Source organism: Streptomyces sp. 142MFCol3.1 (assembly GCF_000424945.1).
GTDB classification, from domain to species: domain Bacteria; phylum Actinomycetota; class Actinomycetes; order Streptomycetales; family Streptomycetaceae; genus Streptomyces; species Streptomyces siamensis.
Genome location: NZ_AUKV01000008.1, coordinates 191970 through 211159 on the forward strand (window position 1 = coordinate 191970; position 19190 = coordinate 211159).

A 19190-nucleotide genomic window follows, 5' to 3' on the forward strand; every position below is an offset into this window, starting at 1 on the left:
CATAATGCCGAGATGCAGATCACCTCCGAGGAAGCCCACAGACTGCTCTTCTATGTGAATGCAGTCACTCGGCGCGGACACAGAATCACCGTTCCTGAGTTCGAAGCCTATGCGAAAGCACCCTCGCGCAAAACGAGGGTAGTTAGTGGCCCACTCCAAAACTTCGCTGCTCTGACCGCAAAATGGGGTGGCGAGCGTGTCCCCAACGAGTCATGGCTTCAATATCTCACGCGACTCGAGTGGGTTTCGTCCGAGGGTGACCGTCTGAGGCTGACCGGACTCGGGAAAGCGGTCCTTGATGAGCTGTCTTCACCCACGGTCGACAGCGGCTCCGAAGAGGCTACAGAGGTCCTACTTGACCCATCAGACCCACACGCATACGTGAAGGTCATCGGAGTCCTCGGCGAGCTGGGTGAAGGGATGCTGGTCGACCCCTACTTCCGTTACGACCAGCTTGAAACGATCGTGGAGCACACGCAGATTCGACGAATTCTCGCCAGTAGAAAAACTGGAAACACTGCTCTCTCGCAACTACAATTCGCCTTGGCTGTAATTGGAGAAGACCAGCGACCTGAGATTAGGATTGCTGACACACTTCACGACCGATTCGCAATAGGCGACAATTCCAACGTTGTCGCCATTGGCACGTCACTTAATTCGGTTGGAAGGAATCACAGCGTCGTGGTTCCCCTCAGTGCAACCGCAGGTAAAGCGGTAGCCTCCGTATACGAGGACCTGTGGAGTCAGGCAAACAAGCTGGAACCACGACAGCAGACCGGAACACCTTGACGAAGGTCCAGGGAGCCCCAATGGACGAGTCAAGCGAATGCGGCCAGTAGCCGAAGAAGTGGTGGGCCGGGTCCCTGACCTGCGGCCCCGTAATCGATCAACGCTGCGACCTGCGACTTAGCTGTCGGTGGTTGTCAGCGTTGGTCGTCGTTGAGCGTCTCCGCACGGCCCAGAGACGGCCCAGCCTGCTGCTGACTAGGGACGACGTGAGAGAATCGCTTAAGTACCCCGGAGTCCTCTTTCGATATGCGAGCGAGGTCGAACTTCGCGGCCACTTTGCTGTCGAAGTCCATCACAATCCTGATGGCGCTGCTGGCGACGGCAATGTATTCGCGCAAATCGAATCGGTAGCGTTCACCTACCTTGGCGCCGGGTACGATGCGTGTGAAGCGTGCATCGATAATTCCTCGTCTATGCACGGCTAGGTTGCGAATTGCGACGCCACGCCTCAGCAGTTTCCAGTGCTTATCGCTGTCGTGAATCTTCAGCCCTAGGCGCTTTTCGATGTAGGCGGCGATATCCTCAAGCCCTTTGAATGATAGCTGGCTGACACGCCGTTCCGCCGCCCAAGCCGCGAACGCTTCAATCGAGTCGTGTGCAAGGACCTCCTCGTAGGTCACTTGCTCTTGGCTCTTGAGAAGGTCAGGCCTGTTTACCAGAGTCTCCGTGAGAACATCGGAGATGTAGGAGAGGAAGTTCTCGATGCATCGCGTCATGCCGTATTCGGCGACCATGGGTAGGTTTTGACTAAGGGCTTTCTTGAGCTGAGTGCGCTTCTCGTACCACCGAGGGAACCGCTTCTCCGGACCATCGGGACAGACTTCCGAGAAGGCTACTCCTAGCCCCTTCACTAGGGAGTCGAACTCGTTGAACACCATGTTCGCTGAAGTCATGTAGAGCATTTGAGCGTGATGATGTTTATAGAATTCCCAGGCGGCTGTGGTTGCGAAATCAGGAATCACGTCGAGTGCGTCGTGTTCACTTTCCATGTGTGCCCCCTCTCGCGAGTAGCCCAGTCTGGCAGACCGGCCCAGTGGTCGGTGCAGGTTTTTACGTAGGTCGGTGGAGCGGCTTTGGGCTGGAGCTGCTTTGGGGCGAGTGATCATGGCCCCGTAAGCTCATGGCGAGTCGGGCAGTCTGTGGACCTGCCCGTTAAAGCACGACGTTGGGGCCATGATCTTAGAGGCTCGCCCCAAAGTGGCTGCCTAAAGCCGTGGAGCCGACCGCCCCAGCCACAGAGGGTGTCTCCCCATTCACGCCCGCAGCTCGCCAGCGCGCCGCCGGGCGCGGCCAGCCGGGGCGCAGACAGGAGGCAGGCCGCGCCGCAGAGGCGGCGCGCGCCCGCGCCGTGCGCGGGCACTTGATGAAGTAGGGAAAGTTCTACCGCGCTGCGATCAGGCTCTTGCCGTCATGGCTCCGCACGTGAGGCCCGTTGCCGTCCAAGGCGTCCAGGAGCCGGATCGCGAAGACCTCGGCCATGCGCTCGCTGACCTCTTCAGGGGTGAGCCAGTCGACCGCGGTCGATTCGCTGGAGGTGCGCTCGGTGCCGCCGGAGGGCTTGCAGCGGAAGACCAGGGCGACGATGCCCCGGGTGGTGTTCTTGTAGACCCCGGTGAGCTGGTCCACCTCGACGTGGACGCCCGTCTCCTCCAGGACCTCGCGGGCGACGCCCGCCTCGGGGGTCTCGTCGAGTTCGAGTACGCCGCCGGGAAGTTCCCAAGTGCCGTTGTCCGCGCGGCGGATCGCCAGGAGTCGGCCGTCCTCACCGATGACCACTCCGGCTACGGACACGGAGTGGAGCGGCGTTGACTCGCCTTCCTGGGCACTGTTACTCATGTGCAGGAGCATAGGAGGAAGAGAAGGACTATGGGAACAGCAGTAGGAGGTGAGCGGTCCGTACCTCGCTACGTACAGATCGCCGACGAGATCGTGCAGCAGATCCGGGCCGGTGTCATCAAGCCCGGCGACATGGTGCCCAGCGAGTCAGAGCTGGTCGACCGCTACGGCGTATCAGGCGGCACGATCCGCAAGGCCATGGTCGAGGTGCGTGCGAGCGGGCTGGTCGAGACACGACACGGCAAGGGATCGATCGTGAAGGATCGGCCGCCCGTGCGCCATCGGTCCTCCGACCGCTTCCGGCGATCACTTCGACAGGGCGGCAAGGCTGCCTATCTCGCCGAGTCCGCGCAGTCCGGCGCCACGGCCAAGGTGAGCGTCCTCTATATCGGCCCGATGGAGGCCCCGGAGGATGCCGCGGAGCGGTTGGGCGTCCCCGCCGGCACTCAGGTGCTCGCCCGACGGCGCCTCTACTTCCGTAACGGCACGCCCGTCGAGACGGCGACGTCGTACCTCCCGTGGGACGTCGTGAAGGACATCCCCGAGCTGTTCGCCGAGAACCCCGGCGGTGGCGGTATCTATGCCCGACTCGAAGACCACGGGCACGAGTTCGAGGAGTTCGTCGAGACCCTGCAAGGGCGGCCGGCCTCCAAGGCGGAGTCCTCGGAGCTGGCTCTCAGCCCCGGCGCCCCTGTCATCCACCTGATCCGTGAGGCCCGTACGACCGAGGGGCGCGTGGTCGAGGTCTGCGACACGCTCATGGCCGCTGACCAGTTCGTTTTCGAGTACCGGATCCCCGCCGTCGACTGACGCGTCCTCAACTCCCCTCAGCCCGTCGCGAGTTCTTCTTCGCGGCGGGTTGACTCATGTACAGGAGTCATGCACTCTTCTTCATGTCACTCATATACATGAGTGAAAGAGTCCAGCCTCTATAGAGGAGTGAATCGCCGTGCGTCAGATTCCCGTCGACACCACGAACGCGACCGTGATGGTCGCCAAGGCCCCGCAGCCGAAGATCAAGGACCGCCGGACCGGTGAGATCGCCCTCGACAAGGACGGCGTGACGCTGATGACGGTGGAGGTCATGTTCTCCACGCCGGACGAGGTGGAGATCCTCAAGCTCACCGTTCCGGAGCCGGGCGTCTCCGCGGACCTGGCCATGGGTACCCCGGTCGCGCTGACCGGTCTGGTCGCCTCGGCTTGGGAGAACGAGTTCAACGGGCAGAAGCGGCACGGCATCGCGTTCCGCGCGGTCGCCGTGACCTCGCTCGCCGCCGCTGGCTCGACGTCGAAGGCGGCCTGATCATGGCCGGGTTAACGGTCTTGCTGGTGCTGGTCGTTGCTGCCGCAGTGGTTCTGCGGTGGCGGCGCCCCGCCTGGTACTGGCTCGCCTTCGGCGCCGCCTTCGCCGCGGTGCGGGTCCTGGTCCGCTACACCTCCGTGATGGACGCCTGCGGGCTGACCGTCCCGCCCTCGCGCTGGCGCCTGGCTCTCGCCCGGATGGCCAACCGGCCCGTCCCTGAGTCCCGGGCCCCGCGCATCCTGCGCCTTCGCCCGACCCGCACCGGCCTGGTCCTGCGCCTCAAGCTCCGCCCCGGACAGGACGCCTTCGACGTCTCCGCCGCCACCGACCGGCTACGCCATTCCTTCGGCATGTATGGCGTGACCTCCCGCGAACGGCGCTCGGGTGTGGTCGAGGTGCGGATGACCGGTTACGACGTCCTCAAGCGGGTGCAGATGCCCGCCAAGACCGACCCGGCACCGATGCGGGTTCCGGTCGCCCTGCGCGAGGACGGTGCGGTGCACTACCGCGACTACCGGGCCATCCCGCACGGGCTCACCCTCGGTGCGACCGAGTCGGGGAAGTCCGTCTACCAGCGCAACCTAGTGGCCGGCCTCGCCCCGATGGATGTCGCGCTGGTCGGGATCGACTGCAAGCAGGGCGTGGAACTCTTCCCGCTGGCACGCCGGTTCTCCGCGCTCGCCGACAACCCCGACACCGCCCTCGACCTGCTCGAAGCCCTCGTTTCCCACATGGCGGAGGTGTACCAGCTCATCCGGGCTGAGCAGCGGATCACGGTGAACGTGCCGGATGCGGAGATCGCCGCTGACATCTGGGACCTGCCCGATCGCCTGAGGCCGACTCCGGTCGTGGTCCTGGTGGACGAGGTCGCCGAACTCGCCCTATTCGCTTCCAAGGACGAGGAGAAGCGCCGGGACCGGATCATCACCGCCCTCGTGCGGCTCGCCCAGCTCGGCCGGGCTGCCGGGATCTACCTGGAGATCTGCGGGCAGCGCTTCGGCTCCGAACTTGGCAAGGGCATCACCATGCTCCGGGCCCAGCTCACCGGCCGCACCGCTCACCGCGTCAACGACGAATCCTCAGCCAACATGGCCTTCGGCGACATCTCCCCGGACGCCGTCCTCGCCGCGATCCAGATCCCCACCGAAACCCCCGGCATCGCCGTCACCGGCGACTCCTCCGGTGGCTGGGCCCGTATCCGCGCCCCGCACACCTCGCTGCGCCAGGCCGTGAACCTCTGCAACCGCTACGCCGACCGCGCCCCGGACTTGCCCGCCCTCGCGGCCTTCCGGCCCGTCCTCGGCTCCCTCGCCCCGGCCTCCGAGCCGCTGGCCAAGGCTGCACCCGCCACGGCCTGACCTCTCCCGCTTCCCGGTGGCGCGACCGTCTCGCGCCGGGTCCCTCCCCCTCCATGCCGGAAGGAAGGAACGCCCCTATGTGCCAGCACATCGAGGACTTCCACCGCACCGTCCTCATGCTCGGCGCCCTCGCCCTCTACGCCGACGCCCCGGACGCCGACCAGACATTCATCGACGCCATCGGCCCGTCCCTTGCCGCGTCGCTGCCCGAGCCGCCGCCTGGGATGTTCCCGCCCGGCTACGACCCCACCGACGGCCCCGAATACCCCGGCGGCTTGTGATGGCTCGCCCCGCGTTCCGTGTGGACGCCGTCCTTGTCCAGGCCGTCATCGCCGGAGCCCTCTCCTTCGCCCACCTGCACGAGCTGGCCGACGCTGCCGGGCAGACCGGCTGGAAGGCCTGGGCCTATCCCATCTCCGTGGACTTGCTCCTGGTCGCCGCCTGGCGGCGGCTCCGCTCGGACGGGCCGTCCCGGTTGGCCTGGTGCTGGTTCCTGATCGCCCTGGTGGCCTCGCTCGGCGCCAACGTCGCCACCGCCGGATTCCTCGACCTCGCCCACCCCCCGGCCTGGCTGCGCTTCGGGATCGCCGGATGGCCCGCCCTCGCCTTCCTCGGCGGCACCCTCCTCGCCCACACGCACGCCTCCGAAGAGCGGGAACCGGTTCGGCCGGCACCCGCAGCTCCGGCACCGGAAGTCGAGCAGCAATCCGCACCCGACCCGAGTCCGCTCCCCACGGCCGAGGACACCCCGGCGCTTTCGCCCGCTGCCTCTACCCCGGCACCTCCGCCGGTCCCGGCCGCGCTGGTCGACCACGCCCGCAAGGTCGCCGACGACCACCACGCCCGCACCGGCGCCCGCATCGACACCGACACCCTGCGCGCCCGCCTCGGCGTCCCGCCCCAACTGGCCGACGCCATCGCCGCCCAACTCACCTGACCCGAAAGGAGACCCCCGTCATGCCTGCCCGCGACAACTTCCACTCCGTGATGCGGATCGGCCCCGTGCAGATCGGCACGCACCGCGACCGCCACGGCCACACCAAACACGCCGCCGTATGCACCAACGACCGCTGCGGCTGGTCCGCCGACTACTCCAGCCAGAGTGCCGCCCAGCTCGCCGCCCGCACCCACCGCTGCACCGCCCGATAGGAGCCCGCCGTGGACGTCCCGCTCTGGCTCGCCCTGATCACCGTCGGCTGGCTCGGCGTCAAGCTCATCCGCCCGCCCTGGTGGCTCGTCGCCGTCCTCCTCCTCGGCGGCTACCTCCTCGCCGACAGCCTCCTCGCCCCCGCCATCGACACCGCCATCAAGTAGCCACCCGCAAAAGGAGACCCGCCATGCTCCGCCCCAAGATCCCGACCATGCCCCAGCCCACCGGCCACCTCACCCCGCCCGCCGCGACCGTCGAGCCGACCGCTGTGGTCCAGCAGAGTCCGCAGCACTTCGCGCCCGCCCCGGTCGTCTCCCCGGCACCCGTACCGGCGCGGCCGGCCGTGCAGCTCACCCCCGGCTCCGTGCTCGCGCTCGTCGGGGGTGGGACGGCCGTGGTCCTGGTCGTCGGCGCCGTCCTGGTCTCACTGCTCCTGGCGGTCGCCATCACCGGCGCATCCCTCGCCATCTGCGCCCTGGTGATCCGCTCCCTGATCACTTCCGAGCACAAGCACCGCTGACCGGCCCCGGGCGGCCTCAACCGCCAAGCATCCGCCGCCCGGAAGCCGTGCCCCTGCCCGAACCAAAGGATCGGAAGGAACCCCCAGCATGCACCAGCGCACCCGCCCGCCGTCCCGGATCTGCCCCAACTGCGACGGCTTCGCCTCCGCCGCCATCACCCGCGGCGACCGCGACCAGAACGGCCTTCTGCGCACCATCACCGCGCACTGCCCGGCCTGCCACGGCACCGGCATCCGTACCGTCCACCGCCCGGCCCGCGTGCTGGAGGGCGCCCGTGCCTGACACCCTGCTCGACCCGACCACCCTCGGCGATCTGCTGAGGGTGGCCTCGGCCGACGACTTCGACCGCTGGCACGAGCAGATCCGCCGCACCGGTGGCTGCGCTGACCCCATCCACCTCACCGGCTGGACCCTCAGCAAGGACAAGACCACCGGCGAGACCCTGCACCACTACTCGACCGAATCCGAACCGGGCGGACGTCTCCGGGTCGCGTGCGGCAACCGCCGCGCTTCCCGCTGCCCGTCTTGCGCCTGGACGTACGCGGGCGACACCTACCACCTGATCCGCGCGGGCCTGGCGGGTGATGACCGCCGTGACATCCCGTCCACCGTCCGTGATCACCCCAGGGTCTTCGCCACCCTCACCGCACCGTCCTTCGGCGCCGTCCACAACCGGCCCGACCGAGGGGCCTGCCGCTGCGGCACCTGCCACGCCACCGGGGATCCGGCGCTCGGCACGGCGCTCGACCCGGCCACCTACGACTACGCGGGCGCCGTCCTGTTCAACAACCACGCGGGCGAACTCTGGCAGCGCTTCACAAACCGCCTCCGCCGCGAGATCGCCGCCCGCGCCGGCCTCACTCAACGCGAGCTGAAGGAGTCGGCCCGACTCTCCTACGGCAAGGTCGCCGAGTTCCAAAAGCGCGGCGCCCTCCACTTCCACGCCGTGATCCGCCTCGACGGACCGGACGGACCCGACACCCCGCCCCCGTCCTGGGCGAGCGCAGGCCTCCTCACCGACGCCATCCACGCCGCCGCCGCGCACTCCTACACCTCGGTCTCCACCCCGGCCGCCGAGGACCAGCCCGCCCGCACCTTCCGCTGGGGCACCCAGCTCGACGTCCGCCCCGTCAAGGCCTTCGGTGACGGCTCCGACATCACCGAACAGGCCGTCGCCTCCTACGTCGCCAAGTACGCCACCAAAGCCGCCGAGAACACCGGCACCCTCGACCGCCGCATCGGCGAACTCGCCGAACTCGACCGCCACCAGATTCCCGACCACACCCGCCGCCTCATCGAAGCCTGCAAGCAACTCGACCCGCTCTACCCCGAACGGCGCCTGTGGGCCTGGGCTCACATGCTCGGCTTCCGCGGCCACTTCAGCTCCAAGTCCCGCCGCTACTCGACCACCCTCGGGGAGCTCCGCCAGGCCCGCGCCGACTTCCGCGCCGCACAAGAACGCCAAGCCCTCGGCCTCGAGGACCGCGAGCCCGACACCGTCCTCGTCCTGGCCGACTGGCAGTACGCCGGCCACGGCCACACCCCCGGCGAATCCGCCCTAGCTGCCACCATCGCCCGCGACCTCCAGCACAACCGCGAAACAGCCCGCGAAGCCCTACGCGACCAACTCGCCCAGGAAGGAGCCGCAGCATGAAGGACCGCTATCTCAGCGTCGATCAGGTGGCCGAAGTGCTCGGCACCTCCGCGCGGTTCCCCCGTCGGCTGATCGCCGAACGACGCATCACCTTCGTGAAGGTCGGGCGTCACGTCCGGATCCCGGAGAGCGCGGTGGACGCGTACATCGCGGAGCACACCGTGGAGCCGATCACGGTCCGTGCCTCGCACCTCAAGGCGGTGGCCTGATGCCGAATGCCAAGGGGCGCCGTCGCCGCTTCGGCTCCGTGCGCAAGCTGGCCTCCGGACGCTTCCAGGCCCGCTATCGAGGGCCGGACGGTCTGATGCGTACCGCTGATGCCACCTTCGCGACACAGACCGATGCGGACCGTTGGCTGGTCAAGCAAGAGGCAAAGATCCTCAACGGCGACTGGAAGAACCCCGACGTCAAGATCGCGTTTGGCGACTTCGCGGAGTCATGGTTCAAGGATCGTGACTACGCAGCCACTACACGGGAGCGCAACGCCGGCGTGCTCAACCGGTACATCCTGCCGACGTTCCGCACCGTCGCCCTCCGGGACATCACCACGCCGCAGGTACGGCGCTGGCGTACGGACCTCCTCGACGCGGGGGTCGGCTCGGCCACCGTCTCCAAGGCCTACCAGGTCCTCCGGGCCATCATGAATACGGCCGTGGATGACGGGCTGATCGAGCGCAACCCGTGCCGAGTCAAGGGCGCGGGGACGGTCACCCACACCGAGCGGCCGTTCCTCTCCGTGCCCGAGGTGTACCGGCTCGCCAACGCGGTCCCGCCGCACTGCCGCGCCCTGGTGCTCCTGGCCGCGTTCGCCGCGCTCCGGTTCGGTGAGCTGGCCGCGCTCCAGCGCCGGGACATCGATCTGGAGGCCCGAACCGTCTCCGTCCGTCGCTCGTACGCGGAGACCCGGACGGATGGCCTCACGGTCAAGGCGCCCAAGAGCGCTGCGGGCGTCCGCACCGTGGCGTTCCCGGCCTCACTCGTGCCCGAGCTGGCGCAGCACCTGGCCGAGCACGCGGAGGCCGGCCGGACCGGGCTCGTCTTCGTCGGGGCCCGCGGCGGTGTTCTGCGGCGGAACAACTTCCGGCGGATCTGGCTCCGCGCCCTCACTGCGACCGGGCTCGGTGACGTGCACTTCCACGATCTCCGGCACACCGGCAACACGCTCGCCGCGACCGGCGGCGCCACGACCCGCGAGTTGATGCACCGGATGGGCCACTCGTCGGTGCGGGCCGCGCTGGTCTATCAGCACCTCGTCAACGGCCGCGATCACCAGATCGCCGACTATGTGGACGGTCAGATCAAGAAGGTGAAGCGGCCTCCGCGCGGCCCATCTGGCACGTAAGTGGCACGGCGGCTCTCAGCGGCCGAGAATGACCAAGGCCCAGGTTCGCGGACTCCCACCCGCTGACCTGGGCCTTTCTCGTGTCCTGGAACTGGTGGGCGCGGACGGTTTCGAACCGCCGACATCCGCCTTGTAAGGGCGGCGCTCTACCGCTGAGCTACGCGCCCAGGACGAGTCGACAGCCTACATTGCCGGAGGGCGTGCCCCGCAAACCCGTATCGGGGCGGCGCCGGGGGCGCAAGGGGGGCGGGGGTTATCCCCACCTCGGATTCGGGAGCCGTCCGGATGCCCTCGGGACGGGCCGGTCCGTACGGTCGAAGGGCGTCGGAGATACGTCCCGAGAGGCCCGGCGCGTGTCGCCGTTCTTCTCAGGGGGAGATCACCATGGCCCGATCCGTCGCCGTCCGCGTGGCCGCCGTCACCGGGGTCGTAGCGGCCCTCCTCGCGACCGCCACCGCCTGTGGCGCGTCCGCCGGGGACGACAAGGAGCCCGAGCACCGCGCGTTCGACCTGCACGGCCGGACCCTCACCGTCGACTCGGACGACTCCGCGCTCGACCTCGTGGTCTCGGACTCTGCGAAGGCCGGCCGGGTCGAGGTCACCCGGTGGTTCCAGGGGCACGTCGTCGTCGGCGGCGACCCCGAGGTCACGTGGGCGATGAAGGTCGACGACCGGCTCGTGCTGCGGATGAAGTGCTCGGGCGTGGTCGCCGACTGCTCGGCCCGGCACCGGATCGTGGTGCCGCGCGGCATCGCGGTCACCGTCGACGACGGCGACGGGCGGGTGACGGCGCGCGGCTTCGAGGAGCCGCTGACCATTCGTACGTCGGACGGTTCGGTCCGGGTGTCCGACTCCTCGGGACCGCTGGACCTGCGCAGTGCCGACGGCTCGATCCACGCGCTCGGCGTCGGCTCGCGGCAGGTGCGGGCCCGCACCCAGGACGGCTCGGTGCGGCTCGAACTCGCCGCCGTGCCGGACCTGGTGGAGTCCCGCAGCCAGGACGGCTCCGTCTCGATCGCGCTGCCCGAGGCGACGTACCGCGTGAACACCGGGAGCGGCGACGGATCGGTACGGGTGTCCGTGCCCCGCGCCGACAGCAGCTCCCATGTCGTCACCGCCCACACCGGCGACGGAAAGATCACGGTGCGAACCGCGAACTGACCGGCCCGTGTGTTCGTCTTCAACCGGTGGGAGAATGACAGCCGGGCAAGGCGGATACAGCACGGGAGAGGGATGTGACGGCGACACCTGCGCAGCCGTACTCGCCGTTCGAGCCATGCACACGGTCGGCACACCGCCCACCGGCGCCGGCCCGGACCCGTCGTCGGCCCGCCCACGACACCCTCACCCTCATCGCCCTTCCTCTGCTGGCCGTTCTCGCGCTGCCCGCCGCCTTCGCGGGCGGCGGTACCCGGCGGTGGTTCGGCGGACGTGCCGAGAGCCAGCGGGCCGAGGCGCAGGCCGCCAAGGACGCCGCCGCCGCCGCGTTCTACGAACTCGACACCGCCCAGCGTGATCTGCGCATCTCCATCGAGACCATCACGGCCGTCGACGACTCCCCCGCCGCGCGCCGCGCGGTCTCCGACTTCGAGGCGCTGGGCCGACGGATCGACGAGGCCAGCCACCGGTACATCACCGCCGTGGACGCCCACGACCTCGACCGGGACGACCTGGAGGCCTCGACCGCCGTACGGGCCCGCACGGAGCTGACCGCCGCCAAGGACGAACTGGGCCGGGTCAAGTCCGACCTGGAGCGCTTCGAGCAGGGGCTCGGTCCGCTGCTCGGCAAGGCCGAGACCCAGCTCGCCCGACTGGCCCCGGCCGTCGAGCGGGCCCGGCAGGCCCTGCTCGCCGCGTCGAACGCGCTGGACGGCGTACGGGGCTCGGGGCTCAGGGCCGACGACCTCGCCGCCCGGCTCGCCGCTCTCGGACCCGAACTGACCAAGCTCAACCAGGGGGCCGGACGGCATGGCGTGCCCGAGACGCTGGAGCGGGCAGAACGGGTCTCGCGGGAGGCCGGGGCGGTGCGCGTGGAGGCGGAGCGGCTGCCCGAGCGGGCCGCCGAGATCGACCACCGGCTCGTCTCGCTGCGGACCCGCGCGCAGGCGCTGACCACGCGGTCCGGGCAGGTGGAGCCGGTGCTGAGCGAGCTGAGGCGCCGCTTCTCGGCCGCTTGCTGGCAGGACCTCCAGCATGTACCGGAGCAGGCCGCGGAGAGCGTGCGGCAGGCGGAGCTCAAGCTGAAGGAGGCGCGGGCCGCGCGGGACGAGCAGCGCTGGCCGGACGCCACCTCGCTGCTCTCCACGGTGCGTGCGCTGCTGAACAACACGGACGAGGCCGTGTCCGCGGCCGGTGACCGGTTGCAGCGGCTGAACGCGGTCGCCAAGGACCCTCAGCAGGAGATCGACCGCACGCGCTTCGCCGTCCGTGACGCCCAGCGGCTCGCCATGGCGGGCCGCAGCACGCCCGATCCGCGGCACGCCCGCCCGCTCGACGACTCGGTCGCCCGGCTGGACCGTGCCGTCGCCACGCTGGAGGGCCGCCACCCCGACTACTGGCACTTCCTGACGGAGACGGAGGCCGTGCGGCAGACGGTGGCGCGGGTGGTCTCCCAGATCCGCGAGGAGCGCGGCGCGGGCGCCTGATCGACGGGGTTCCGCCCGGGTGCGCCGTGCCCGGTCGGGGTCGGCGATGCCCCGGGGCGGGCGGCGGTGCCCTTGGCCGTGTGGGCGGTGCCCTGGCCGGTGTCGGCAGCCCTTCCGCAGAAGCCCGGCTTCCCTCCGCGGGTACGGGTACGGGCGTACCCGTCCCTCCCTGGGTACGGGTACCGGCGGCCGTGCCTCCACGGGTGCCGGCGCGCCCTCCCCGCGTGCGGAGGCCGTGAGGTACCTGGGGCCGGCTCCTCCCGCCGCCGCCGCCGCGTTGCCGCGGAGCTGCCCTGAGGAGGTGTACCGATCCGTGACGGTGCGGGCGCAGTGACTCCGCGCGCCCGCCCGTCCCGGGCTAACCTGTGCGCATGCCTCGCTACGAGTACCGCTGCCGGACCTGCGGCGACACCTTCGAACTCAGCCGCCCGATGGCGGAGTCCTCCGCCCCCGCGGCCTGCCCTGCCGGGCACGACGACACGGTGAAGCTCCTGTCGACGGTCGCCGTCGCCACGGGCGGGTCGTCGTCCGCACCGGCCCCTGCGCCGCGTGGCGGCGGTGGCGGCGGTTGCTGCGGCGGGGGCTGCTGCGGCTGACCCACCGGTCCGAGCGGATTCCCGGGGCCGGCGGTACGCGACGGCTGTGCTCCGGGGACCGCAGCCCCCGTCCCGGACGCCCACGCGCGCACAGAGCGCCGCGGAGCACGGGCCCGCCGTGTGGGGCCGCAAGGGACCGGCCCCCACCTGCCCCGCCGCGTGAGGCCGACCCCGCCCCACGGCCCACGGCCCACGGCGTACGGCGTACGGCGTACGGCGTAGGACCGGTACAGCCCCACTGCGTACGAGCCCGCGCACGAGCGGCCCCGCCCCGTCCTGCACGAGGGGCCAGGCCCGCTGCGTACGTGGCCGCGCGGCAGCGGCCCGGCCCGCTATGTACGTCTCACGAGTACCGCTGTCCCCGCGCCCCGCGTGAAACGGCGGGCCCCTCGCCGCCCCCGGAGAGCGAAGCGAGAGGTCAGCCCCGCCCGCCGCCGTCGCTGGCCCGTACGAACTCCCGCAGGATGCGCTCCCCCGCGAGTACTCCCCGTTCCGGGAGCGCGGTGATCGCGGCCGCCGTCCAGTCCGCGTCGGCGAGTTCGCCGTGGCCGGGGCGCCAGCCGCGGTCGGCGGCGAGCAGGAGGTCGGCGTCGAGGAGGGAGTCCCCGGCGGCGAGGGTGAGCTCGGCGCCGGTGCGGCGGGCGATCTCCCGCACGGCGGCGCTCTTGGTGAGCGGCTTCGGCACGGCGTAGATCTTGCGGCCCTGCAACGACACCGTCCAGCCGCGGCTCTCCGCCCACACGGCGAGGTCCTTCACCCATTGCTCGGGGAGCAGTTCGCGCTCCACCACGAGGTAGACGAACAGGTCCTCGGCGACCCGGTGCTTGCGCACCCAGGCGGGGTCCGCGGTGGCCTCCAGGTGTTCGCGCACCTCGGCCAGCGGCGCGCACTCCGAGGCGAGCCGCGCCGTCACCTGCGCGTGCCAGTGGGGGTCCGACACCCCGTCGACGAGCAGGTGCCCGCCGTTGGCGCAGATCGCGTACTTCGGCGCGGGCCCCGGCAGGTTGATGCGCTGGTACTGCTTGCGGGTGCGGGTCGTGGTGGGCACGAAGTGCGCCGTGTCGCCGAGCCCGGTGAGCAGTCCGGCCGCCGCCTCCGTCATGTACGACAGGGGCTTGCTCTCGTGCACCTCGACGCAGAGCAGCCGGGGCGCCCGGGCGTCGGGCATGGTGAGCGCGAGGGCCGCGGAGGAGTAGATCAGCGTGCGGTCGAGGTCGCTGGCGACGAGCACCTTGGGCGCGGACATCAGGCGGTCACCGCCTTGCCGTCGGCGCCCGTCGCGCCCCTGGTGTACTTCGGGTGGATCAACCCCACGCAGGTGTAGGGGAGTTCGTCGACCTCTTCGACGGGCACGCCGCGCTGCTCGGCGAGCAGGCGTACGTGGTCGAGGTCGGCCCCGGCACCGGTCCGGGCGAGGATCTTCCAGGGGACGCGGCGCAGCAGGACGCGGGTGGTCTCGCCGACGCCCGGCTTGACCAGGTTCACGTCGTGGATGCCGTACTCCTCGCTGATCCGCTCGACCGCCGCCCAGCCCTCCCAGGTGGGGGTGCGGTCGGCGGCGAGGAGTTCCTTGGCCTGGGCGCAGGCCGCGTCGGCGACGTCGTCGAAGCGGGCCGCGACGGCGTCCAGGAAGTCGGCGGAGACGTCTGCGCCGGCGAGTTCGCGGTAGAACTTCGCGCCGTGGAAGTCGTGTTCGCCGACCAGGTCGGAGCGGAGCACGGTGCGCGAGATCAGGCCCGAGACGGTCGAGTTGAGGCAGGCGGAGGGGATGAGGAAGTCCTCGCGGGTGCCGTACGTGCGGACGCAGGAGCCGGGGTCGGCGAGGACCGCGATCTCGGGGTCGAAGCCGGTGATGCCGTCGGAGGCCTCGAACTCCTCGATGGCGTCGGCGAGTTCGCGGGTGATGGCACCCTTGCCGGTCCAGCCGTCGACGAAGACGACGTCGGCCGGGTCGTGGTGGGCGGCCAGCCAGCGGAGCGCGTTGGCGTCGATACCGCGTCCGCGGACGATGGACACGGCGTAGTGCGGCAGGTCGAGGTCGTGGCGGTGCTCCGCCCAGCGGCGCATCAGGACGCCGATGGGGGTGCCGGCGCGGGCCAGGGACACCAGCACCGGTCGCGGCGACCGTTCGGCGAGGACGATCTCGGTGACGGCGCCGACGGCCTGGGCGAGGCGGGCGGCGGAGTCGGCGAGGGCCGTGTGGAACAGCTGCTGGTACTGGGCGTCCGGCTGGTACTCGACGGGCAGCGACTCCGCGTAGTGGGCGCCGCCGCTCTGGATCGCCTCCTCGCGCTCCTCGGTCGGCGCCTCCAGGCCCACGTCCGAGAGGTCCTGGAGCAGCCAGCCGACCTCGTCCGGCGCGTACGAGGAGAAGGCGGGGCCGCGGAGGGGCTCGGGCAGCATGGAGGGCCTTTCGGTCGGCGTCCGAGCGGGGACGTACGAGGGGACGACGGCGAGCAGGACGCTCGGTGTGTGCTCCGCGAGCCTGGCCAGCAGGCCGTCGGGGGCGTGCAGCTGCGGGGTGTCGGCGACGGAGTCGACGACGGCGACGACGGCGTCGAAGCCGGCGCCCGCGACGTTGTAGGCGTAGCGCTCGCCGGGGCCGTCGTCGGGGTCGTCGTGGGCGGGGAAGACGATGCGGCTGCGGATGGCGTAGCCGGGGTCGTCGAGGGCGAGGACCGGGGAACGGGTGGTCGTGGAGTACCGCACCTCGGCGGTCACGACCTGTTCCAGCTCGCGGGCCAGTCTGAGCGGCGCGTACATCAGCTCCTCGAAGCCGAGCACGAGCACCCGGCGTGCGCCGTCGGGAAGGGCGTCGGCGAGCCGCGCGGCCATGGCGGGCAGGGCTCCCTCCAGGCGTATTCGGTGGCCGGGCGTGAATCCGTGCCGTCCGCCGTCGGGGACGCCGCGGGGCCAGCCCAGCTCGACCCGGACGGCCTTCGCGGTGCCGCCGTGCGCGGCCGGGGCGGGTGGCGCCGGCTCGTGGGCGGCGACGAGGGCCTGGCCTTTCTCCAGGACGCCCTCGGGGAGCCGTACGGTGCCCGAGGCCGCGGTCACCAGGTCGACGCGTGCCCCGATCTCCGCGGCGAGCTCCTCCAGGCGGCCCAGGTCGGCTGCGGAGCGCATGTCGACGAGGGCCACGACGACGTACCGCTCGCGGGGGTAGCGCTCGTGCAGGGCGCGGACGGTGTTGAGGACGGTGTTGCCCGTGGAGAACTCGTCGTCGACGAGGACCAGGGGGCCGCTGCCGGCCAGCAGGGCGGGGTCCGCGGGCAGGAGGAGGTGCGAGGTGGCGTGCGAGTGGGACTCCTCGAACCCGCCCGCCGTGGCGACGCCCGCGACGGGGCGGCGGGTGGAGTGCAGGTAGGGGGCGAGGCCCAGGCCGTCCGCGACGGAGTGGCCGAGCCCGGTGGCCGTCTCCGCGTATCCGACGACGACGGCGGCGCGGGCGTCCTCGGCACCCAGCAGGTCGCGGACCCGGCGGCCGAGCGCGAAGCCGTGGCCGTACACCACGGACGGCGACTGCGGCACGTGCTTGCCGAGGACGTTGGACACGAGGAGGTGGGCGCGCTTGGGGTTGCGGCGCAGCGCCAGCCCCAGCAGCTCGCCGAGCCGCTCGTCCCCGACGAGTTCGACGCCGAGTCGCTCGGCGACCCACGTACCCGTCCACACGACGTCGTTCACAGCGTTGTTCATCGATTCCTTGTCGATCGTGTTCCGCGGGGCCCGGCCGGGTCGGCTCACTCCGGGAGTCCGGCGGCGAGCAGCTCCACGAAGCCGATGTCCTCGTTCGCGACGCCGAAGACCTCGGCGCGCAGGAGCGTGCGCTCCGCCCAGGCGCGGTGCGGCTTCACTTCATTCATCTTGTTCGTGTACGCCGACCGAAGTACACCCCCGCCGCCGCGCTCGGGCCTGAGGATGTCCTGGGCGTCGCTGAACTCCTCGTGACTGACGACGGACAGCGCGTGCACGGGCAGGACGTGCGAGGGGTGGATGCAGGTCTTGCCCTGCAGGCCGTTGGCCTGGTCGAGGGCGATCTCGCGGAGCAGTCCGTCCATGGCGTGCTCGATCAGTGCCTCGCGCAGTTCCTCCGCCTGGCCCTCCAGGAAGGGGCTGCGGCGCAGCTGCGGCTTGAACATGCGCTCCTGGACGCGGAAGTACTCCCAGACCGGTCCGGTCACCGTGAAGCCGGTGCCGTCGGCCCGTCCCAGCATGTTCACCACGTCGGCGATCACGGAGGCGACGACCTGCACGTCGTAGGCCGTCATGTCGGGGGCGCGGCGCAGCCCGTAGGAGGAGCAGAAGTCCGTGACGCCGAGGCGCAGGGCGAGCACACGGTCGCGGTACTTGTCGACGGCGCGGGATATGCCCTCCAGGGTCTCCACGCGTGATTCCCGGTAGAGCAGCTCGGGCGACTCCAGCACGGGCATGGCGAACAGCCGGCGTCCGCTCGCGGTCTCGGCGCCGGCGAGGGCCTCCAGGAAGGGCATGCCGCGTTCCTCGGTGAACTTGGGCATGACGAACCCGGACAGCAGCCGGACGGAGGGGCCGAGGCGCCGGACGAGGTCGGGGATCTGCTCGGGGAAGCGGACCCGGACGAAGAGCAGCGGGAGCTCGCCCGCGTCGGCGCGGCCGGCCAGGTCGGCGAACTGCCTGACGAGGTTCTCCTCGGCGCCGGTGACCTCCGCGTCGTCGATGGAGTCCTCCAGGCACAGCACCATGGAGACCACACCGCGTTCGGCCTGCTTGACGATGTCGTCGGCCAGCCGGGGCCTGGTCGCCGGGCTGTACAGCGTGGCTCCGAGTGCCGTGGCCAGTACGCGGGCCGGGGAGTCGGCGGTGAAGACGCTCGGCTCCTGGTGGAAGAGGCGTTGCCGCTCCTCCGGGGCGATGTGACCGAAATGACGCATGAAACTCCCCCGTGGCGACTAGGCGGCCCTACGTGATCTGGCCGGTAATAGTACGTATGGATCCATGTCTGAGGTTCCCACCGAGCATGAAGTTCAGGTAACCCGGCCGTGTCCGGCACCCACCGGTTCCGGGGAGACCCCACGTTGTCGTGACCAGGACCGAGAGGGCAGGATGACCGCATGACGCACGCGATGCTGAAGGGGTCGAACGTCCCGCTGGACGCCACAGCGGTGCGCGCCGTGCTCCGCTGGACGGCCGGGCAGGACGTACCCGATGTGGATGCCTCGGCGCTGCTCCTCGGCCCCGACGGTCGTGTGCGATCCGACGAGGACTTCGTCTTCTACAACCAGCCTCGCCATCCCTCCGGCAAGGTGTGGCGGCTCGGCAAGAAACGCGTCTCCGAGGGCCTGACCGACACGATCCAGACGGATCTGGCGGGTGTCGAGTCCGGTGTCGGACAGATTCTGCTGGTCGCATCGGCGGACGACGTCACCTTCGACCGCGTACGTGATCTGCGCATCGTGCTGTACGACGCCACCGCCACGGACGGTGAACCGCTGGCGTACTTCGACATCAAGCCGGAGACCGGTGCGGAGACGGCGCTGATCTGCGGCGAGCTGTACCGGCGAGGTGACGGCTGGAAGTTCCGGGCGCTCGGTGAGGGCTATTCCAACGGTCTGGTCGGGCTCGCGACGGACTTCGGCATCTCCGTGGACGAGACGGAGGCCGCGGCGGCGGCTGTGACCGGATCCGGTCCCGACGCCGCCTGGTCGGCGCCCGTGCCCGCTCCCGAGACTTCGGTGCCGCTGCCTCCCGAGCAGCCCGCCCCGGTGCCGCAGCAGCCCTCGTACGGCTATCCGCAGCCGGCTGCCGCGCCCACCGCTCAGCCCGCCTACGGCTACCCGCAGCCGCAGAACGCCCCGGCCACCCAGCCGGCCTACGGCTATCCGCAGCCGCAGACCGCCCCGGCGACCCAGCCCGCGTACGGCTTCCCGCAGCCGGTGGGCACGCTGCCCGACCCGGACTTCAGGCTGCCTCCGCAGGGGCCGCAGTTCCTCGGGCGTTAGGGCCTGCCTGACGATTTT

At 70.4% G+C, this 19190-nt stretch carries 22 protein-coding genes and 1 tRNA gene; 17 read left to right on the plus strand and 6 right to left on the minus strand.

Annotated features, from left to right (window positions below):
* The first annotated feature begins 12 nt into the window (after nucleotides 1–12).
* On the plus strand, nucleotides 13–789 hold the full coding sequence (locus H305_RS53380; RefSeq protein ID WP_158690524.1) for a hypothetical protein: 777 nt from the start codon (nucleotides 13–15) through the stop codon (nucleotides 787–789).
* Between the two features lie 134 nt (nucleotides 790–923).
* Here the strand turns inward: H305_RS53380 and H305_RS0113725 are convergent, their stop codons facing one another.
* A complete protein-coding gene (locus tag H305_RS0113725; protein WP_158690525.1) occupies nucleotides 924–1778 on the minus strand; it encodes a hypothetical protein in 855 nt (284 codons plus the stop codon).
* A gap of 391 nt (nucleotides 1779–2169) precedes the next feature.
* Nucleotides 2170–2637, minus strand: coding sequence for an NUDIX hydrolase (locus H305_RS0113730; protein WP_028800903.1), 468 nt, complete (start codon nucleotides 2635–2637; stop codon nucleotides 2170–2172).
* Nucleotides 2638–2655: 18 nt separating this feature from the next.
* On the opposite strand from H305_RS0113730, the gene H305_RS0113735 reads away from it, so the two are divergent.
* From H305_RS0113735 to H305_RS0113790, 12 genes are all read left to right on the plus strand, one after another.
* Nucleotides 2656–3435: a GntR family transcriptional regulator gene (locus tag H305_RS0113735; protein WP_028800904.1), complete on the plus strand. Its 780-nt coding sequence runs from the start codon at nucleotides 2656–2658 to the stop codon at nucleotides 3433–3435.
* A gap of 139 nt (nucleotides 3436–3574) precedes the next feature.
* Nucleotides 3575–3928, plus strand: coding sequence for a hypothetical protein (locus tag H305_RS0113740; protein ID WP_028800905.1), 354 nt, complete (start codon nucleotides 3575–3577; stop codon nucleotides 3926–3928).
* Between the two features lie 2 nt (nucleotides 3929–3930).
* Nucleotides 3931–5286, plus strand: a complete 1356-nt coding sequence (locus tag H305_RS0113745; RefSeq protein WP_028800906.1) for an FtsK/SpoIIIE domain-containing protein — start codon at nucleotides 3931–3933, stop codon at nucleotides 5284–5286.
* Nucleotides 5287–5363: 77 nt separating this feature from the next.
* Nucleotides 5364–5567: a hypothetical protein gene (locus H305_RS0113750; protein ID WP_028800907.1), complete on the plus strand. Its 204-nt coding sequence runs from the start codon at nucleotides 5364–5366 to the stop codon at nucleotides 5565–5567.
* Nucleotides 5567–6223 (plus strand): DUF2637 domain-containing protein, encoded by a 657-nt coding sequence (locus tag H305_RS0113755; RefSeq protein WP_028800908.1) that lies wholly within the window; start codon nucleotides 5567–5569, stop codon nucleotides 6221–6223. The genes H305_RS0113750 and H305_RS0113755 overlap by 1 nt, the downstream gene beginning before the upstream one ends.
* A gap of 20 nt (nucleotides 6224–6243) precedes the next feature.
* On the plus strand, nucleotides 6244–6435 hold the full coding sequence (locus tag H305_RS0113760; protein ID WP_028800909.1) for a mobile element transfer protein: 192 nt from the start codon (nucleotides 6244–6246) through the stop codon (nucleotides 6433–6435).
* A 9-nt stretch (nucleotides 6436–6444) separates the two neighbouring features.
* Nucleotides 6445–6600 (plus strand): hypothetical protein, encoded by a 156-nt coding sequence (locus H305_RS52350; protein ID WP_107440018.1) that lies wholly within the window; start codon nucleotides 6445–6447, stop codon nucleotides 6598–6600.
* A 23-nt stretch (nucleotides 6601–6623) separates the two neighbouring features.
* Nucleotides 6624–6956, plus strand: a complete 333-nt coding sequence (locus tag H305_RS0113770) for a hypothetical protein (protein ID WP_028800910.1) — start codon at nucleotides 6624–6626, stop codon at nucleotides 6954–6956.
* Nucleotides 6957–7044: 88 nt separating this feature from the next.
* Nucleotides 7045–7239: a hypothetical protein gene (locus H305_RS0113775; RefSeq protein ID WP_028800911.1), complete on the plus strand. Its 195-nt coding sequence runs from the start codon at nucleotides 7045–7047 to the stop codon at nucleotides 7237–7239.
* On the plus strand, nucleotides 7232–8611 hold the full coding sequence (gene repSA / locus H305_RS0113780; protein WP_028800912.1) for a replication initiator protein RepSA: 1380 nt from the start codon (nucleotides 7232–7234) through the stop codon (nucleotides 8609–8611). The genes H305_RS0113775 and repSA overlap by 8 nt, the downstream gene beginning before the upstream one ends.
* A complete protein-coding gene (locus H305_RS0113785; protein ID WP_028800913.1) occupies nucleotides 8608–8820 on the plus strand; it encodes a helix-turn-helix domain-containing protein in 213 nt (70 codons plus the stop codon). Before repSA ends, H305_RS0113785 begins: the two co-directional genes overlap by 4 nt.
* Entirely contained in the window at nucleotides 8820–9953 is a 1134-nt protein-coding gene (locus H305_RS0113790) for a tyrosine-type recombinase/integrase (RefSeq protein ID WP_028800914.1), read from the plus strand. The genes H305_RS0113785 and H305_RS0113790 overlap by 1 nt, the downstream gene beginning before the upstream one ends.
* 92 nt (nucleotides 9954–10045) lie before the next feature.
* Here the strand turns inward: H305_RS0113790 and H305_RS0113795 are convergent.
* Nucleotides 10046–10120 (minus strand) — tRNA-Val (locus H305_RS0113795).
* A 217-nt stretch (nucleotides 10121–10337) separates the two neighbouring features.
* On the opposite strand from H305_RS0113795, the gene H305_RS0113800 reads away from it, so the two are divergent.
* From H305_RS0113800 to H305_RS50570, 3 genes are all read left to right on the plus strand, one after another.
* Nucleotides 10338–11114, plus strand: a complete 777-nt coding sequence (locus tag H305_RS0113800; RefSeq protein WP_028800915.1) for a DUF4097 family beta strand repeat-containing protein — start codon at nucleotides 10338–10340, stop codon at nucleotides 11112–11114.
* A gap of 74 nt (nucleotides 11115–11188) precedes the next feature.
* Nucleotides 11189–12598 (plus strand): membrane protein, encoded by a 1410-nt coding sequence (locus H305_RS0113805; RefSeq protein WP_028800916.1) that lies wholly within the window; start codon nucleotides 11189–11191, stop codon nucleotides 12596–12598.
* 371 nt (nucleotides 12599–12969) lie between these two features.
* A complete protein-coding gene (locus tag H305_RS50570) occupies nucleotides 12970–13194 on the plus strand; it encodes an FmdB family zinc ribbon protein (RefSeq protein ID WP_037763776.1) in 225 nt (74 codons plus the stop codon).
* Nucleotides 13195–13612: 418 nt separating this feature from the next.
* Here the strand turns inward: H305_RS50570 and H305_RS0113815 are convergent, their stop codons facing one another.
* Genes H305_RS0113815 through H305_RS0113825 form a run of 3 tightly spaced genes read right to left on the minus strand, consistent with a single transcriptional unit; the run spans nucleotide 13613 to nucleotide 18104 of the window.
* A complete protein-coding gene (locus H305_RS0113815; RefSeq protein ID WP_028800917.1) occupies nucleotides 13613–14440 on the minus strand; it encodes a hypothetical protein in 828 nt (275 codons plus the stop codon).
* Nucleotides 14440–16890, minus strand: coding sequence for a phosphoribosyltransferase (locus H305_RS0113820; RefSeq protein WP_028800918.1), 2451 nt, complete (start codon nucleotides 16888–16890; stop codon nucleotides 14440–14442). The genes H305_RS0113815 and H305_RS0113820 overlap by 1 nt, the downstream gene beginning before the upstream one ends.
* Before the next feature lie 44 nt (nucleotides 16891–16934).
* On the minus strand, nucleotides 16935–18104 hold the full coding sequence (locus H305_RS0113825) for an HpcH/HpaI aldolase/citrate lyase family protein (RefSeq protein WP_028800919.1): 1170 nt from the start codon (nucleotides 18102–18104) through the stop codon (nucleotides 16935–16937).
* A gap of 180 nt (nucleotides 18105–18284) precedes the next feature.
* Here H305_RS0113825 and H305_RS0113830 point away from each other — a divergent pair, with 180 nt between their 5' ends.
* On the plus strand, nucleotides 18285–19172 hold the full coding sequence (locus H305_RS0113830; RefSeq protein ID WP_028800920.1) for a TerD family protein: 888 nt from the start codon (nucleotides 18285–18287) through the stop codon (nucleotides 19170–19172).
* Nucleotides 19173–19190 lie beyond the last annotated feature (18 nt).